This is a genomic window from Acinetobacter sp. TY2, from assembly GCF_046269225.1.
In the GTDB taxonomy this organism is placed as follows: Bacteria; Pseudomonadota; Gammaproteobacteria; order Pseudomonadales; family Moraxellaceae; genus Acinetobacter.
Genome location: NZ_JBJZOR010000032.1, coordinates 1 through 18,129, shown reverse-complemented (window position 1 = coordinate 18,129; position 18,129 = coordinate 1). Strand labels below are relative to the sequence as shown.

17 protein-coding genes are annotated in these 18,129 nt (G+C 37.3%); 12 read left to right on the top strand and 5 right to left on the bottom strand.

What is annotated here, in order from left to right:
- Window positions 1-28: 28 nt before the first annotated feature.
- The 8 genes from ACK1JC_RS15305 to ACK1JC_RS15270 all read left to right on the top strand — a co-directional run bounded on the left by ACK1JC_RS15305 (window position 29) and on the right by ACK1JC_RS15270 (window position 9,356).
- Window positions 29-1,033 (top strand): quinone-dependent dihydroorotate dehydrogenase, encoded by a 1,005-nt coding sequence (locus ACK1JC_RS15305; RefSeq protein WP_409512734.1) that lies wholly within the window; start codon window positions 29-31, stop codon window positions 1,031-1,033.
- Between the two features lie 2 nt (window positions 1,034-1,035).
- Window positions 1,036-1,626: a CvpA family protein gene (locus ACK1JC_RS15300; protein ID WP_409512733.1), complete on the top strand. Its 591-nt coding sequence runs from the start codon at window positions 1,036-1,038 to the stop codon at window positions 1,624-1,626.
- A 24-nt stretch (window positions 1,627-1,650) separates the two neighbouring features.
- Complete coding sequence (gene purF, locus ACK1JC_RS15295) at window positions 1,651-3,195, top strand: amidophosphoribosyltransferase (protein ID WP_409512732.1); 1,545 nt, start codon at window positions 1,651-1,653, stop codon at window positions 3,193-3,195.
- A gap of 163 nt (window positions 3,196-3,358) precedes the next feature.
- Window positions 3,359-5,248 (top strand): M48 family metalloprotease, encoded by a 1,890-nt coding sequence (locus ACK1JC_RS15290; protein ID WP_409512731.1) that lies wholly within the window; start codon window positions 3,359-3,361, stop codon window positions 5,246-5,248.
- A gap of 172 nt (window positions 5,249-5,420) precedes the next feature.
- Window positions 5,421-6,095, top strand: a complete 675-nt coding sequence (locus tag ACK1JC_RS15285; RefSeq protein ID WP_409512730.1) for a hypothetical protein — start codon at window positions 5,421-5,423, stop codon at window positions 6,093-6,095.
- A 232-nt stretch (window positions 6,096-6,327) separates the two neighbouring features.
- On the top strand, window positions 6,328-7,290 hold the full coding sequence (locus ACK1JC_RS15280; protein WP_409512729.1) for a 2-hydroxyacid dehydrogenase: 963 nt from the start codon (window positions 6,328-6,330) through the stop codon (window positions 7,288-7,290).
- 126 nt (window positions 7,291-7,416) lie between these two features.
- Window positions 7,417-8,856: a M48 family metalloprotease gene (locus ACK1JC_RS15275; RefSeq protein ID WP_409512728.1), complete on the top strand. Its 1,440-nt coding sequence runs from the start codon at window positions 7,417-7,419 to the stop codon at window positions 8,854-8,856.
- 167 nt (window positions 8,857-9,023) lie between these two features.
- Entirely contained in the window at window positions 9,024-9,356 is a 333-nt protein-coding gene (locus ACK1JC_RS15270; protein ID WP_409512754.1) for a hypothetical protein, read from the top strand.
- Window positions 9,357-9,648: 292 nt separating this feature from the next.
- On the opposite strand, the gene ACK1JC_RS15265 is transcribed toward ACK1JC_RS15270, so the two are convergent.
- The gene (locus ACK1JC_RS15265) at window positions 9,649-10,095 is read right to left on the bottom strand and encodes a GatB/YqeY domain-containing protein (RefSeq protein WP_409512727.1); all 447 of its coding nucleotides are present in this window, start codon (window positions 10,093-10,095) and stop codon (window positions 9,649-9,651) included.
- A 38-nt stretch (window positions 10,096-10,133) separates the two neighbouring features.
- Window positions 10,134-10,349 (bottom strand): 30S ribosomal protein S21, encoded by a 216-nt coding sequence (gene rpsU, locus ACK1JC_RS15260; RefSeq protein WP_001136722.1) that lies wholly within the window; start codon window positions 10,347-10,349, stop codon window positions 10,134-10,136.
- A gap of 146 nt (window positions 10,350-10,495) precedes the next feature.
- Here rpsU and tsaD point away from each other — a divergent pair, with 146 nt between their 5' ends.
- Window positions 10,496-11,506, top strand: coding sequence for a tRNA (adenosine(37)-N6)-threonylcarbamoyltransferase complex transferase subunit TsaD (tsaD, locus tag ACK1JC_RS15255; RefSeq protein WP_409512726.1), 1,011 nt, complete (start codon window positions 10,496-10,498; stop codon window positions 11,504-11,506).
- 65 nt (window positions 11,507-11,571) lie between these two features.
- On the opposite strand, the gene ACK1JC_RS15250 is transcribed toward tsaD, so the two are convergent.
- Window positions 11,572-11,940 (bottom strand): Imm51 family immunity protein, encoded by a 369-nt coding sequence (locus ACK1JC_RS15250; protein ID WP_409512725.1) that lies wholly within the window; start codon window positions 11,938-11,940, stop codon window positions 11,572-11,574.
- A gap of 234 nt (window positions 11,941-12,174) precedes the next feature.
- Here ACK1JC_RS15250 and ACK1JC_RS15245 point away from each other — a divergent pair, with 234 nt between their 5' ends.
- Entirely contained in the window at window positions 12,175-13,476 is a 1,302-nt protein-coding gene (locus ACK1JC_RS15245; protein WP_409512724.1) for an esterase-like activity of phytase family protein, read from the top strand.
- A 128-nt stretch (window positions 13,477-13,604) separates the two neighbouring features.
- On the opposite strand, the gene ACK1JC_RS15240 is transcribed toward ACK1JC_RS15245, so the two are convergent.
- Window positions 13,605-14,171 carry a DUF4385 domain-containing protein gene (locus ACK1JC_RS15240; RefSeq protein ID WP_409512723.1) on the bottom strand — a complete coding sequence of 189 codons (567 nt, stop codon included), beginning with the start codon at window positions 14,169-14,171 and terminating at the stop codon, window positions 13,605-13,607.
- 293 nt (window positions 14,172-14,464) lie between these two features.
- Window positions 14,465-15,337, bottom strand: coding sequence for an ATP-binding protein (locus ACK1JC_RS15235; protein WP_409512722.1), 873 nt, complete (start codon window positions 15,335-15,337; stop codon window positions 14,465-14,467).
- Window positions 15,338-15,546: 209 nt separating this feature from the next.
- Between ACK1JC_RS15235 and ACK1JC_RS15230 the strand changes: the two genes are divergently transcribed.
- Window positions 15,547-17,061 (top strand): DUF3336 domain-containing protein, encoded by a 1,515-nt coding sequence (locus ACK1JC_RS15230; RefSeq protein ID WP_409512721.1) that lies wholly within the window; start codon window positions 15,547-15,549, stop codon window positions 17,059-17,061.
- Window positions 17,048-17,944, top strand: a complete 897-nt coding sequence (locus ACK1JC_RS15225; protein WP_409512720.1) for a protein kinase domain-containing protein — start codon at window positions 17,048-17,050, stop codon at window positions 17,942-17,944. The genes ACK1JC_RS15230 and ACK1JC_RS15225 overlap by 14 nt, the downstream gene beginning before the upstream one ends.
- The last annotated feature ends 185 nt before the right edge of the window (window positions 17,945-18,129 follow it).

Below are 18,129 nucleotides of genomic sequence, written 5' to 3'. Positions count from 1 at the left end.
ACTTAAAAAGCAGTAGACTTTTCTAGCTATGATGTATTCACTTGCTCGCCCTTTGTTGTTTTCTTTAGCACCAGAGCGTGCACATGAACTCACACTGTCATTGCTTAAATCTGCCCATAAAATGGGTGCAATCCGCAATCAGGTGGCTGCCAAGCCTGTAACCTGTATGGGTATTCAATTTCCAAATCCTGTCGGTCTTGCTGCGGGCTTGGATAAAAATGGTGCTTATATTGATGCGCTTGCTGCGTTAGGCTTTGGTTTTATTGAAATTGGAACCATTACACCGAAACCGCAGGAAGGTAATTCAAAACCTCGTTTATTCCGAGTACCTCAAGCTAAAGCCATTATTAACCGTATGGGTTTTAATAATGATGGTGTTGATCAACTTGTTGAAAATGTTAAAGCAGCCAAATTTAAAGGCGTGCTTGGTATCAATATTGGTAAAAATGCTGCAACGCCTGTAGAAGATGCTGTTTCAGATTATTTAATTTGTCTTGAAAAAGTCTATAACTACGCCTCTTATATCACTGTTAATATTTCTTCTCCAAATACGAAAAATTTGCGTTCTTTACAAAGTGGTCATGCGTTAACTGAATTGCTTGAAACTTTAAAAAAACGTCAATTAGAGCTAGCTGAAGAACAACAGCATTATGTGCCGTTGGTTTTAAAAGTTGCCCCTGACTTAGAGCCAAACGATATTGAGTTTATTGCTGCACAATTATTGCAATTTAAACTTGATGGTCTGATTGTAACCAATACAACCTTGTCACGTGAAGGTGTGGAAGGTCTGCCTTTTGGTGATGAAGCGGGTGGTTTATCGGGTGCTCCTGTATTTGAAAAAAGTACACTATGCTTAGAAGCGTTTGCTAAAATTCTAAAAAATGAAATTCCACTGATTGGTGTAGGTGGTATTTTGGCGGGTGAACATGCGGTTGCAAAACAAAATGCAGGTGCATCGTTGGTTCAAATTTATAGTGGTATGATTTACACAGGTCCAGACTTAATTGCTGACTGTGTGAACGCAATGACCTAATTATGAACACCCCTGATATTATCATTCTGATTATATTATTGATTGGAGGGTTCAACGGTTTGCGACTAGGATTTGTAAAAGCCTTTGCGAACTTGATTGGTTGGGTTGTTGCATTGATTATGGGCGCAAAATATGCCACGTTAATTGCACCAGCCATGTCCTCCCTGAGTCAGGATCCAGTGGTACAGAAGATTGCAGCTTTTGCATTTATTGTCATGTTAATCATTGTATTGACGTGGATTATCACCGCTTTGCTCAATCGAATTTTAAAGACACTCAAACTTGGGCCTCTTAACCGTTTAGCAGGGGCTGGGCTTGGAACCTTGAAAGGTTTGTTTGTCGTCCTCATAACTATGCAAGGATTGGGACCATGGGTGAGTAGTTCACCTACATGGAAACAGTCGAAACTTATTCAGACGCTATTGCCATTTGCACCATTTGCATCTGAGTTATCCAAAGATGTAGCAAATGAAGCATTGCAACATATAAGTCCAGAAGATTCTCAAAAAGAACATTCTGTTAGTGATTCTGATATGCCAGCCTCTACGAAGGAAGGAAAGGCAGAACACTCAACCAAAAATCCGTTTTATTAGTCCTAGCTGGTCTGTGAGGTAGTTATGTGTGGAGTCGTTGGTATAGCTGGTAAATCACCTGTTAACCAAATGTTATTTGATGCGTTGACGATGTTACAACATCGTGGACAAGATGCAGCTGGGATCGTGACTTGCCATAATGGTCGTCTTTTCTTAAGAAAAGACAACGGTATGGTGCGTGATGTATTTCATACACGTCACATGCGTGCATTATTGGGTAACTATGGTATTGGACATGTGCGTTATCCGACCGCAGGTTCATCGAGCAGTGCAGAAGCGCAGCCTTTTTATGTGAATTCACCGTATGGTATTACGCTTGCACATAATGGCAACTTGACCAATGCATCTGATATTCATGATGATTTATTCAAAACTGACTTACGTCATATGAATACTGATTCAGATTCAGAAGTCTTACTGAATGTTTTTGCACACGAACTGCAAAAACGTGCAACGCTTGCACCAACACCTGATGATATTTTTTATACGGTGAAACGTGTGCATGAGCGTTGTAAAGGTGCTTATGGCGTGGTAACGATGATTACCGGTCACGGTATTGTTGGTTTCCGTGATCCAAATGGTATCCGTCCACTCATCTACGGTTCGCGTTTAACTGAACAAGGTGAAATGGAATATATCATTGCATCTGAATCGGTTGCGATTACCTCGCTAGGTTTTAAAGTTGAGCGTGATATTGAGCCGGGTGAAGCTATTTTCATTAATGCTAAAGGTGAATTGTTTGCACAACAATGTGCTGAAGCACCACGCTATCGTCCATGTATTTTTGAATATGTTTACTTTGCACGTCCAGACGCAACCATTGATGGCATCTCGGTTTACAAAGCACGTTTAAAAATGGGTGAGAAGCTTGCGAAGAAAATTCTTCAAGAGTGGGGTACAGAGCATGATATTGATGTAGTGATTCCAATTCCAGATACCAGTCGTACCTCTGCGCTTGAACTTGCTAATATGCTCGGTGTGAAATTTCGTGAAGGCTTCATGAAAAACCGTTATATCGGTCGTACTTTCATTATGCCTGGTCAACAACAACGTGAAAAATCAGTACGCCAAAAGTTAAACCCTGTTGAGCTTGAGTTTAAAGGCAAAAATGTACTGTTGGTTGATGACTCAATTGTACGTGGTACAACGTGTAATGAAATCATTCAAATGGCGCGTGATTCGGGTGCAAAAAATGTATTCTTTGCTTCAGCTGCACCGATGGTGAAATATCCAAATGTGTATGGTATTGATATGCCTGCAAAAGCTGAATTGATCGCATCACATCGTAGTGTTGAGCAAATTCGTGACATTATTGGTGCAGATCGTTTAATTTTCCAAGATTTGGATGATTTAAAAGATGCTGTGCGTACAAGCAAAGTTCCTGCAGTGACTGAGTTTGATTGTTCAGTTTTTGATGGTGTGTATGTTACAGGTGATATTGATGAGCAATATCTGGATACACTTGAGCAAAGCCGTAGCGATTTAGCAAAAAAAGATAAAGATGGTTATATCGATGTGAATATTGATGCAGCATCGGTTGACTTGAGTGGTATTAAAGAAATGCTTTAATTTCTAAAATAAAAACTCTTTGAAAAAGCGGGAATTTCCCGCTTTTTTCATTTATATTGTTTGAGATTTAAACTTTTTAATTTTGTCCCGCTGTAAAGGTTAAAATGAAGAAGTCTGCTCAGTGTAAAAAGTCCGTTAGGTGCAATGTAATGAGGGTTTTACATTGAAAGATGTGAGTCATTATCTGACTAAAAACAAAAATATTCTTTGGTCAGCAAGTATTTGCTTGATTGCTGCATTGTTGACGATTTTTATTTTAAATACAGTATTAGGTTTACTTGTATATTATACCGATTCATCACAGTCGATTTTTTGGCATGTGCTTAGTCCGCACTTAGTCGTGCTATTGATTATGGTGATTGGTGGCTCAATTGCATACGAGTTTTATGTATTTCGTGCAGGTGGACATTCTCTTGCGAAGCAGTTGAAGGCACGTCGTTTAAGCATGCTCGAAAGTACACCAGAAGAGGGTGTGGCTTTAAAACTTGCGACTCGATTAGCGCAGACTTTTGAAATTGATGAGCCTACACTGTATGTGCTGCCTGATGAAGTTGGAGTAAATGCATTAACTGCAGGTTTTCATCCGAAGGATACGGTCATTATTTTGACTTGGGGTGCATTACAAAACCTAGATGAACAAGAGTTGTACGGTTTATTGGGTCATGAATTTCATCAGATTTTATCAGGTGAGGCGCAAGAAAATACACGTTTAAAAATCATGTACAGTGGTTTGATTTCTTTTAGTCAATTTGGCAGTAAAATTTCTAAACAAGGGTTTAATCATTATACCAATACACAGCGACATAAATTTGAAACTTCATTTGTAGCGGTTGGTGGTGTGATTTGGTTGATAGGCAGTATGGGGGTTTTAATTAGCCGTTTGATTAAATATTTTACGCTCGGTGGGCGTACATTTTATAATGATTATAAAACACGCCGTTTGATTTTAAATGATGCCAATATTCAAACTTTACTCAGGATTTATGTGCATCATGCGGGCTCACAAATTCACAGTGAGTACTCGGAGGCGATAGCGCATATGTGCTTTGCTAACTCATTGAGTCCACAAAGTTGGTTGAATATTCATCCCTCTATTGCAGATCGAATTTATGAGTTAAATCCGTCATTACTACAAAATTTGCAACTTGAAAATCTCAATAAATTAAAAAATCAGCCTTTATTTAGTTTGTTACGCCCCTTAGAGGAAGAGATATCGGAAGTCTATAACCCATGGATTTCTCCGCAACCCTTGCCATTATTGAGGCTTTCACCAATTAGCTTTGCGCTAAATGATGCGATTAAGCCCCTCAATAGTGACGTGCGACGTAATATGGCACGCCCTGATTTGTTAAAACGTGCAATGCAAACGGCAACAGGTTCACGCGAGGTAATGGTTGCGATTTTGATGATTCGCCAATATCGTGAATTTATACCCTCTGAGGCAGAAGTTAGTCGAGCTATTGTTGATGCTTTATTGCATCTTGATGGTCGTGTGCATATTCAAATTTTTCATGATGCATGTGCTAATTTGGGCAATATGCCTGCAACGAGCGCACGTCAATTTATAACCAAACTCGCTAAAATTATTCAAGAAGATGGTGAAATTGGTTTATTGGATGCTTTATTGATTGAAAAAGTGAAAGCTGAGCTCAACCTATTACCTATTCATACACCATCATCACTTGAAAATGTAAAACCTCAAATTGTGCGCTTGATTGATGCTTTATTGCATGTACAGCAAATTAACAGTGCAAATCAGTTAGATGTACGTTATCAAATTTTGGAGCGAGTTTTAACCGAAGATGAACTTGAATTGTTTGAAGAAATTTCTGATGAACCAATTGATTTAGGTGAAATTGTCAATGATATTGCAGGTTTGTTGCTACGTGAGCGTTTAATTATTTTGGGTGTAGCGGAAGTTTGTTTGTGGAATGACCGTATTATTACCCAAGATGAATTAGATGTTTTGGAGCTGCTCTATTGGCGTTTAGGTTTTGAAACAAGTGAAATGATTGATCAGATGCAGAAAAAAAATAGTGTGATGATTTTTTAAAGATTTCATTAATGGTAGGATTTTTGACTAATGTTTATAAAAAATAAGTAACATTAAGTACTGAGACCAATTGCCTAGATTTGCAACGGTAGTAGAAAACAACAATGTAAAGCATAGGTAATTTACTGTAAAACCGTTAAACTACATAGAATAATTTTTTAGTGATCGTTTTGTGAATAGAGCCGAACATCAGCGCAGTATTTTAGCAACTTTGGGGATTGATGTTTGGATTCCTCAGGTTGACGTGCGTGTTGAAAGCTATATTCCACAAAATTATCGTGATATGGCAACTTCTGAGCAAACCGTTGTCACAAATCTTGAATTTTCAATTCCACAAAAAATTCCCCCCACTCAACCACCGATTCAGTCCGAACCTGTCACTATTCAACGAAATACTGAAAAGACAGATATTCACTCGAGTCAACTTCAAGTCAAAACTGTTGCTGTTTCTCAGTCGATTGAGCCTTTAGCGCCAACTTTGCAGATTGATGCTTTTGATGTGCAACTCTGTGCACTTGAACACTGTGTTTTATTGCTCGATGCGACGGATTTAAACGATGAGCAACGTCAGTTGTGGCGCAATATTCAAGCATCAATGCAAGGGCGAGAAGCAACGTTACATTGGCCATTTCCTCTAATTAATATTCAAGATGGACGTGGTGTAGTGCAGTATTTACAAGGCTTTATAGATGTATATGGTGTGGAAAAACAGTTGATTTGTATGGGGGAGATTCCACATTTAAATATGGGTCAATGTACGGTACTTGCAAGTTTACAGCAAATGATTGAACAACCGATGTTGAAGCGAAATTTGTGGCAGGCAATGCGAACAAAGGTAACAGTATAAAAGACAGTAAAATCAGTTGAAATAAAGATGGTTGAAAATCATAAAAATAATTTTAATCGGCATACTCTTTTTAGGTTAAAAATCATAAATTAATTTGATAAAAGAATAATCATGTTCAATTAAAATTTAAGCAGATGCTTTTGTTTAAATAAGAGATTTGAGTTAACTTAAACTCTAAATAAAATGACTGAATTATTTTATTGGTTGTGATTAAAAATACAAAGGAGTATGTATGCAAAAAGTCGTGGTATTTAGTCAATTAGATCAAGATATTTTGCAACGCTTACATGAAAAGTATCAAGTTGTGGTGATTAATCCTAAACTTGGCGATGTAAATGACCAAATTTTAAAAGAAGTTCAAGATGCTGATGCCATGATTGGTGCAGGGCGTGTATTGAATGAGAAGAATTTAGCTTCAGCGCAAAAACTGAAAATTATTTCATCGGTAAGTGTGGGTTATGATAATTATGACCTCAATTATTTAAATCAACATAATATTTGGCTCACAAATACACCGCATGTGCTGACTGAAACGACTGCTGATTTGGCATTTACACTCCTGATGAGTGCTGCACGACAAGTAGGTTCACTTGATCGTTGGACGAAACAAGGACATTGGCAACGTACAGTCGGTACGGAGCAGTTTGGGCAAGAAATTTACGGTAAAACGCTCGGAATTATTGGTTTAGGTAATATTGGTGCAGCGGTAGCAAGACGAGCACGTTATGGCTTCAATATGAACATTCTCTATCATAACCGCCGAGAACGTCCTGAAATTGCAGAGCCACTTATGGCGCAATATTGTGATTTAAATACATTGTTACAGACATCAGATTTTGTGGTAGTCGCTGTTGATTTAAATGCAGATTCGAAAGCTTTAATGAGTACTGAGCAGTTTGCTCAAATGCAACCTCATGCTGTTTTTGTCAATATTGCTCGTGGTTCTGTGGTGGATGAAATTGCTTTGATTGAAGCGATTAAAAGTCATCAAATTTTTGCAGCAGGTCTTGATGTTTATCAAAAAGAACCATTACAGGAATCTGCAGTTTTCTCATTGGAGCGTGTAGTAACTTTACCGCATGTGGGTTCTGCTACAGCAGCAACACGTAAGCGTATGGTGGAGTTGGCATATCAAAATTTAGTTGATGCATTGGAAGATAGAACGCCACGTTATATTGTCAATACTGGATTTTAGTGTGTGTTAAATATGATGATAATCTGGAATTTAGCATAATGTTGTTAATAACTTCATAACACTTCATTGCAAATTACTTCAAATTTCAATGTTATATTGCTTTAAATCTCTCCATGGATCTGCATTTTGAAAAAGACTTTGCTTAGCTTATGTTTAGTCATGGCGACCACACCCACTGTGGCGGATGATTTTCATGCTGCGATTGGTCCACAGTTTGAAGTCCCCGATTTGGGTAGTGGCGTTGGTTTTATTGATCAGCAAAAAGAACGTGCGATTGGTGAAAAAGTGTATCGACAGGTACAACAACAACTGCCAATTATTCAAAATCCATGGCTTGAAGATCAGTTTATGAATGTGTTTAGTCGCATTCTAAATCAAACCCAGTTGGGTCAACCGATTGGCTTAGTTGTGGTTCGGGATCCTCAAATTAATGCTTTTGCTGTACCTGGTGGTTTGTTTGCCTTAAATGCAGGTATGGTGACTTCATCTGCAAATATGGATGAGATTGCAGGGGTGATGGGGCATGAAATTGCCCATGTTACGCAGCGTCATTATAGTCGCTCACAAGAAGCCTTTAAGGGGCAGGGATTACTAGCGCTTGCAGGGATTTTAGTGGGCGCTGTGGTTGCATCGCAGGCAGATGGTGATATTGGTGGTGCATTGATGATGGGAACTCAGGCCGCTTTGCTAGATCGACAATTGAGTTATAGCCGAAATCAGGAGCGTGAAGCTGATCGTATAGGTATGCAGTTTATGTATGGTGCAGGCTATAACCCAAATAGTATGGCAGATTTTTTTGAAACTATGCATCGATCAACGAGTCGTTTAAGTTTTTTACCTGATTTTTGGCTTACACATCCATTAACCACGGAGCGTATGAGTGAGTCACGCTTACGAGCGCAACAATTTCCTCGTGTGCCATATCGTCGGAATGATCAAGATTTTGATATTGTGAAATGGTACACAGCAGTGGTTGCAGGGCAGAGCAATGAGCGTGAATTGCAGGCTTTGGCAAGAAATAACAGTTATGCAGGCATTATTGCATTGAGCGCATTTTACTTGAATCAAGGTGATTTTTCGGCAGCACAGCAACAGCTTGATCTAGCCCGTAAAATAAATCCTGATCACAGTTTGATTACACTCATTCAAACAGATATTTATTTAGGGCAAAATAATGCCGATGCAGCATATCAGGTGATTTTGCCTAAACAGCGCATTATGCCAGAAAATAGAGCATTAAGTTTTAAACTGGCTGAAGTGTTGATTCGAGAGAAAAAATCCGCTGAAGCCGAAACTTTAGTTAATCGTTTTATTAATAAAAATCCACGAGATATAATGGGTTGGCAATTATTACAACAAGCTGCTAATTTGGATCAAGCAAATCCATTACGAACAGTAAATGTATTGCGTAATCGGGCAGAAGTACAATATTGGTCGGGTGACGAGGAAAATGCGATTAAATCATTGTTGCATGCACAGCGTTTGGCGAAAGATAATATGTCTGCCAAAGCTAAAATTGATATACGCCTAAAAGCCATGCAAGATGAGCGCAAGTTGAAAATTTAAATTTGATGATATATATTGGTCTGAATAAAAAGCAGTTTTAAGAAAAATGACTTTCTATTCATATATTAAAACGCTAAGCTTAGTGGCTTAAATTTATAAAAATGTATTTGATTCTTATGGAAAAAATGATTGCTCGTGTTGGGATAATTTGTTTAATTTCAAGTTTAATGATGATAAGTACGGTCTCATTTGCTGAAAATATTCCCGATCAGTATGTTCGTGATATTGAGAGAATTTCTACACGTTACAATGCGGATATGAAGTTTTTTCTGCGTAGTCTTGACCCTAAAATTAGTCAGTTTAATCAAGCACAGCAGGCGCAGTTTTGTACTATTTTGAAGCAGTATGTAGATGATATGTATAAAACGACCGATCAGCATCGGAAATATTTGCCATTATCATCACAGTCAGTCACAAAGCAAACAATCATTGATAAAGTTATGGTTTCACCTGAAATGCAAATTTTGAAAAAATATAATATTCAATGCAATTTGAATTAATAAAATAGAAATTGCTTTGTTTTAAAATTGTTTTCAAGAAGATGTATTAAGGGCTGATCAATGTAGCTGGACATTTTTGTCATGGTAGGAGGAGGTTTGAATGGGAAATTATTGGATAAAAATAAATGTAATCGTTAGGTTTTAAATTTTATTATTACTTAATTTTTGATTGGATGAAATTGAATGTAGAGATTGATTGGCTATTTAATATCTATATTGCGCTTTAAAAACACAAAAAACAAAAATTAAATAGTCCAAATCAAACACAAATCAGATTTTACGACGTGGGGAATTAGCCAAGTTTTGCTTTAATTTTTGCTGAAACTTGTGCAGGATCGGCACGTCCGGCTATGATCGGACGTAGAGAATTCATCACCTTACCCATATCTTTCATGCTAGTTGCACCTTGCGCATCAATTGTTTGCGCAATGAGAGAATCAAGCTCTTCCTCTGACATAGCTTCAGGTAGAAATTGAGATAAAATCTCAAGTTCGGCTTGTTCTTTACTAGCTAAATCTTCACGGTTAGCGCCTAAAAAGGCTTTCACCGATTCTTTACGTTGTTTGATTTGCTTTTCAATGACCGCAAGAACTTGATTATCGTCAAGTTCAATGCGCTCATCGACTTCGATTTGCTTGATTGCTGCCTGTAGACCACGTATAACCGTTAATTTATCCATTTCTTTAGCACGCATTGTTGCTTTCAAAACTTCAGTAATTTGGTTTTTTAAAGTCGTCATTTATCTAGTCCAGGTAGTCAATCAATCACAAATTAATCTTAGTAAAGGCGAGTCGTACGTACTGATTCACGCGCCAATTTCTTTTGGTAGCGTTTAACAGCAGCAGCTTTTTTACGTTTACGTTCTTGAGTTGGTTTTTCGTAGAATTCACGTTTACGAACATCAGCAAGAACACCTGCTTTTTCGCATGAACGTTTGAAACGACGAATTGCTACGTCAACTGGCTCGCCTTCTTTCAATTTAACTTGTGGCATGAAGAATCCTCATTAAGTTATGGATAAGATCTAGGGTCGAATTACCCGAGATCACAAGTGAAGGTCAGTATTTTACTCATTTACATCTCATATCACAAGTCTATAATGGCTTTAGCAATATTTTGAAACGGGTAAAAGGCAGTTTAATGATCGTTCTTGGCTTAGAAACCTCATGTGATGAAACAGGGCTTGCACTTTATGATAGCGAAGTCGGTCTACGAGGACAGGTGCTATATAGTCAAATTAAACTGCATGCAGAATATGGTGGTGTAGTGCCTGAGCTTGCATCACGTGACCATGTGCGTAAGCTTATTCCTCTAATGAATCAATTGCTTGAGGAAAGTGATGTAAAAAAATCTGAGATTGATGCGATTGCTTATACGCGTGGCCCAGGCTTAATGGGAGCCCTAATGACAGGTGCACTGTTTGGGCGTAGCTTGGCATTTTCGCTTAATAAACCTGCAATTGGTGTGCATCATATGGAAGGGCATATGCTTGCGCCACTTTTATCTGAAACACCACCTGAATTTCCGTTTGTCGCTTTACTTGTATCAGGTGGGCATACGCAATTGATGGCTGCACATGGTATTGGTGAATATGAAATTCTCGGTGAGTCGATTGATGACGCTGCGGGTGAGGCTTTTGATAAAGTCGCAAAAATGTTGAAACTTCCTTATCCCGGTGGACCGAATATTTCAAAATTGGCAGAGCAAGGTGATAAAGAAGCCTTTGCATTTCCACGTCCGATGTTGCATCAAGGTTTAGATTTCTCATTCAGCGGTTTAAAAACAGCAGTTTCTGTTCAGCTTAAAAAGTTGGGTGAAGAGCAAAGAGATGCAGATATTGCAGCATCTTTCCAAGAAGCATTGGTTGATACTTTGGTAAAAAAATCTGTAAAAGCATTGAAACAAACAGGCTTAAAACGATTGGTCATTGCTGGTGGAGTCAGTGCAAATAAGCGTTTGCGTGAGCGTTTAGAAGCCGATTTAGTCAAAATTAAAGCCACTGTTTATTATGCAGAACCTGCTTTATGTACAGACAATGGTGCAATGATCGCATTCGCAGGTTATCAGCGTTTAAAATCGGGTCAAAGTGAAGGATTATCTGTCACTACAACACCACGTTGGCCAATGACGGAATTGACCAAACCCGAATAAATTTATTTAGAGTTTAAAAATGAGGAAAGAGGCGAAAGCCTCTTTTTCTATTGAAAAATGAAGAATTAATCTAGTTCAGCATGGGCAAAAATTTTCAAAATCACTTCTGAATTTTCACAAGATTTTTTAAATTCAGTAATGAATTTTTTTAAAGCATTTTCATCAGTTGAATAAGCAACAAACATACTTCCTTCGGGATCAAATTTAACAATATTCTTAAGTTCAGGTAACTGAATTTCTAAAAAAGCCAATGCTAAAGAACCCCAATCGTAACCACTACCTTCAAAGCCTTCATCTGCCCGTGTGGCAAAAATATGCGATTGATAATCCAAATTAGATAAACAAGCTGAAAACCTTTTTTCATGAGCGACCCAAAAAAAAGGTGCTATAGCTTGTTCGAATACGGTATCCATTATTTTTCTCAATTCAATCATTATTAAAAATTAGTAATGTCATTTTAAAAAAATCTTTACTTTATTTGGTAAATTTAAGATTTGAAATTGTATGAAGAATGTATTTTTTATGATTGAAACAGTCTATTCGTTTTCAAATTTATAAGATGTAGTAAATCTTAATATTTACAATCAATAAGTATGGTAAAAGATAAGTTATATCAAAATTGAAGAATGCTTCAGTAAAGTCATGATGCATCGATCTTAGGAGTGAAAATGTTAAATAATAATTCGATTCACTTATACCAAAAATTTAAACAAGGCGTACGTCTACCTTATGATATTTTGAATATTCATAATATTCCTGATGGTGCTAAGCAAGGGAATTTTATTGAAATTCATTGTGGTGGTTTTGGTTCGGAAATATCACCTCATCCAATTGAAAAAGAACAATTTTATGCACTCACAGATCGTGGGCCAAATACGACTTATGATGTAAATGGTGATAAAGGTAAAATATTTTTAGTACCCAATTACACACCAAAGATCGGGCTGTTTAAATTACAGGAAGATGGTTCTATTCAAAAACTAAAAGAAATTTTACTGAAAAATCCATACGGAAAACCAATTACAGGTCTGCCAAATCAGCACTTTGGTGCAACCAAAGAAATTGCCTATGATCAACATGGAAAAGTTTTAGAACAAGGCACAGATGAATATGGGCTAGATGCAGAAGGTTTGGTGGCTTTAAACGATGGTACATTTTGGGTCAGTGATGAGTATGGCCCGCACATTGTACATTTCAATGCAGATGGGGTTGAAATTGATCGGATCAATGCCTACCCAAAAGATAGTCGCCGTATTTCAGGTAATTTATTGCCTATAGAATTTGCAAATCGTAGACAAAATAGAGGGATGGAAGGTTTAACCATTACACCTGATCAAAAGACGTTGGTCGGTATCATGCAATCGACCATGAGTAATCCTGATGTATCAGTTACGAAATCTGATTTGGTTCGTATTGTGATGATTAATCTTGAAAATAAAGAAATTTCTCAATATTTATATAAGCAAGAAATTAAAGGTAACTCGAATACGGCAATCGTGGCTTTAAATGATCATCAATTTTTAGTGGCTGAACGTGATGATGATTTTTATAAAGATAATCCAAATGCGTTTAAACGTGTGTATAAAATTGATGTGAAAGAAGCGACTAATTTAGAATGCATTCAGCACAGTTTACAAATGCAACAAGATGAACAATTAGGATTGCTGATTGAAGAAAAAACCTTGGAACAATATGTATTAAATGCGGGTTGGCAGGGTTTGGCACAATTTAATATTTTACCTGTTACAAAGACTTTAGTGGTCGATTTGATTGAAAAAATAGGATATGCACATGACAAATTTGAAGGTTTATGGGTGATTGATGAACAGCATTTGGCTGTGATCAATGACGATGATTATGGTTTTTCAGAAACCAATGGTGTACTTGAGCAAAAGTATTTAGATTTAGATAAAAACGTAATTGATGCGAATACGCTTTATATTATTGATGGCTTAGATTTAAAACCATAATTAATCTTGAGTTTTGATACGAAGAGGTGCTGTAGATTTCGCTTATTATTTGTTATGAATACGTTGTTATTTAAAGTAAAAGCGCAATATTTTAAGAAAATATTGCGCTTGATTTGAAACTCAAAGCATTAATTTGCACGAATCATTTCATTAAATTTTTCTTTTAATTCAATATATTTTTCATTGGATTTTGCTTGGTCACTCTTTTCTTTAAATATTTTTGCTACAGCAACTTTAGCTAATTCTTCAGGGCTACGTTGTGGCTTTTCAGTTTGATTTTCTTGGGCAACCACGACTTTAATTTTGGGTGTTGCACCTTTGTGTTTGCGACCCGTTTTAATTGAACCTTTTTTGTGGTTTGCATAACGACGTGCGCGAGTATAGCCCATAAGTAAAAATTTACGAGCCATGTCTGCACCGACAAAATCGTTATTTTCCAAATACTCTAAGAATAAAGCAAAAATTTTGTCACTGCTTTCGGCAGCTTGGGCTTCATTTTCAAATGCCCAAAAGGGTAGAATTTCAGATTTGTACGGTTCAACCAATAATACGCCTTCTTCACCACGACCAATACGATATAAATTGGGACGCTTTCTAAAGTTTATTTTTTCAAAGTCGAGAGAAAAGTCAAAACTGCGTGAAAATGGCTTGGTATCCGTTTGAATGGGAAGTACATTGAGTGCGAGATCGGTCATTGGGGAGTCCTTAAACAGGTAAATAATCAAAAATATACGTAACTATATAGACATGATTATAAAATAGACGTGATTATAAAAGAGTACGATATGCAAAATTTCAGGTATTTTATCGTATTTTGCTGTGGCAAAAGCTAAATACTAATCATAAGCGTTGTTTATCTGTGCTATATCTGAGGATTATACTTTTTAAGCAATGTTAGTTAACATAAGTTTGATAGGTCACTCATCAATTTAAGGCATATCGCATTTATAAATGAATGACCAAAATCGGTGCAGTTTTTATACTTTCCTTAAGCGGAAGCGAGTTGGGTTGAACCAATCCAGTGTTTAGAAAATTGATAAGCGGCACGACCTGAGCGCTGACCACGTGCTTGACTCCATCTTAAAGCTTCGGCTCGAACGTTATCATCATAATTCATATTGGCTTTTGTTAAATAATGTTCAACAATTTCCAAATATAAGTTTTGATCCATTGGATAAAAAGACAACCACAAACCAAAACGATCCGACAAAGAAATTTTTTCTTCAATGGCTTCTTGTGGGTGTAACTCTTTGTATTGAGGTACGTCTACTTTGGTCACAGGAGTATTTTCATGCATAAATTCAGGTAATAAATGACGGCGGTTACTTGTGGCATAAATAATAAAATTATTCGAACCTGACTGTAGCGAGCCATCTAAAACACTTTTTAAGCTGCGATAGTTTTCATCTTCAGCATTAAAAGCAAGGTCGTCGCAATACACAATAAATTTTTCAGGACGGTTCTGTATTAGTTTCTGAATTTCAGGTAAATCTTTTAAATCATCACGTTCAATTTCAATTAAACGTAAGCCTTGATCTTGATAAGATGGGAGTAATGAGCGAACAATAGAAGATTTGCCTGTACCACGCGAGCCTGTAAGTAAAATATCATTGGCAGGAAAGCCTTTGAGAAATTGTTCAGTATTTTGTAAAACTTTTGCTTTTTGGCGTTCAATGCCTTTTAAGTCATCAAGTCGCATAGCTTTAGGATTTTGAATGGCTTTAAGTTGCTTATCTTGCCAATGAAATGCGAAAGCAGAAAAATCGGTTTCTTGTTTTGGTGCGGGTAATACTTGATGCAACTGCTCTAAAACAGTGGCTAATGTTTTGATGATATTTTCAGGTAAATCAAGGGTTGGCATTTTTCTGACTACATTTGATTGGTAGTTGAAATATAGCACTCCAAGGTGAAATTTTCTGCAAAGTTCGGTTAAAATTCTAAAATGCTTGATTCGTGTATGATATTGATCGAATATTGCAATTCTATACTTGCTTATCGAAAGTAGATTCAACATATTACAACTAAGAAAAGAGCAATCCTTTAGAACAAACAGAAAGGGTAAAGGCGAATATGATTTTACAATCCATCCACGATCTCAATCCTCATCAGGCATATCGCATTAAAAAACTACAAAGACAGTTAGATCGTGCAGAAAACTATGAAGAATGGAAAAGTATCGCCCTTCGCTTAGATGAAGAGTCTGGTGCTCAGGAATGGAAATTTGACAATAGTTCGCCTTATTTTGATGCAGAGATTATCTCGCATCGTTTGAATTTATTACGTCGTTATCGTTTTCAAAAACGTACAGCCGATTTGATGTACATTTTACGTGAAGGCTTTAGCCATGATGTTGCCAATATTGGGCATCCATTGTTATTTACCCAAACATATATTGGTACGAAAAAAATCATTGAGCATTATATTGAGGAAGTCAGTCAAGCGCTTGCTTATATCGCTTCTGTAAAGTGTGAAACACTAACCTTAAAAGAAAAACAGGACTTTTTTGAAAATTGTGAGAAAGCCTATGGACAGCCAGCGCTGATGTTTTCAGGTGGTGCGACATTGGGACTTTTTCATAGCGGTGTAGTGAAAGCACTGCGAGAACAAGACTTAATGCCAAAAGTATTGTCGGGATCAAGTGCTGGTGCAATTATGACGGCAATGCTTGGTGTGGCAGATCCTAATGACATTCCACATTTGTTGACGGGTGAACATTTTTACAGTGATGCATTTCATTTTCGGAGTCTGCAAGAGTTAATTAAAGGCAATGGAGGTTTTGCCGATGTACGTTATTTGAAAAAATTCTTGGTAGAAAATTTGGGTGATGTGACATTTGCTGAAGCTTTTGAAAAATCAGGGTTAGACATTAACGTGACCGTTGCACCGTATAATGTTGCACAAGAAGATGCACGTATTATGAATAAATATACATCACCTGATTTGTTGGTGTGGAGTGCGGTTTTAGCTTCATGTGCTGTACCTGTCTTATTTCCGCCTGTGCGTTTGACCAGTAAGCGTTATGATGGGGTACATACGCCATATTTGGCGAGTACTCGTTGGGTAGATGGCAGTGTACGGAGTGACTTTCCACAAGAGCGTATGTCACGCTTATATAACCTGAATTACACTATTGCAAGTCAGGTTAATCCACATATTGTGCCGTTTATGCAAAATGATGAACAGCGTTTTCGCCAAGATCTACTTAGTTGGCCTGAGCGTATTTTACGTCAGCAAGGCAAAATTGTTGCAATGGGTGCGATGGACTTTACCCGTTCACGTATGGGGCGCATTCCATCCATTCGCCGTTTACTTGATCATGGCTATGGGATTGTCGATCAGCGTTATTATGGCGATGTTAATATTGTCGGTAATTATGGTTTACGTCATTATGGTTATATGTTGCAAAATCCAAAGCCAAAGTTATTCAATATGTTGCAACGAGAAGGTGAACGCGCAACGTGGCCAAAAATATCGAGTATTGAAACACATGCACGTATTGGTAAAACTATTCAACATTGCTTAGAAGTTTTAAAATCACCTCAGGCACAGAGTAGTATGTCTACAAATTTACATGTCCCAGCCTAAAATAAATACACATAGTATTATTGGTAAATTAGCATCTGTTGATTTGCCAAGCACTCAAATTGATCTCACATCACTCACAGCTTGTAATAGCATGCAAAGTCAGGCTTTAGGTCGCCGTGTATTTAAAATTGATCAACATGGGAAGAGCTGGTGGTTGAAAGGGCAGATCAAAGGGATTAATACATTAAGTGAGCAATCTTTTCTTAATGAACTTGATACTTATCAAAAGCTGACCATATTACAAGTCAGCTTTTTATTACCTTTTCAGATTTTTAAACCGATCAAAATTCAAAATTCAACAGAACCCACTTTGAATGTGCAAGTGCCGTGTCAAGGCACTCAAAATATTTGGCTTGAGCAAGGACTCAAAGTTCAACATGCGGCGGCACTTTTCGACCAAGAGCCTGAACAATTGAGTACTGATCAAGTTATTCAAATACTTTTACAAAGTTTAGACATTTTGAATGCACTACATGGCGTTGGTTGGATTCATGGCGATCTCAAGATTGAACATTTTCGAGTGGATCAGTCACAGTGCTATCTCATAGACTTTGAACAAGCACACACCTTAGAGACAAAATTCCCGCAAATATCAGCAACTCCACGCTATATGGCACCTGAATTGTTTCATGGTGAAGCAAAAACAGTGCAAACGGACATTTATGCACTCGGAATAATTTGGTTGCAGTGGTTGACGCAACAAAAATTGAGTGAAAAAAGCTATTTAGATTGGGCGTATTTGCATTGTCAGTCCTTAAAAGTACATCTGCCCCCCCGATTTTTACATTTAACAATAATTTTAAATGCCATGCTGGCAAAACATAAACAGCAAAGATGTACAAATATTTATCAAATAAAACAGATATTAAGCGATATTGTATAAAGAAAAAGCAAGATATCTTAAGTTTGTTTTATATTTAGCCAAACGATGGTTTTTTTAATAAAAAGGGCTTGTCATGTAGGGGTGATCTCTATAATATACACAGCCATTGGGGACGTGGCGAAATTGGTAGACGCACTGGATTTAGGTTCCAGCGCCGCAAGGTGTGAGAGTTCGAGTCTCTCCGT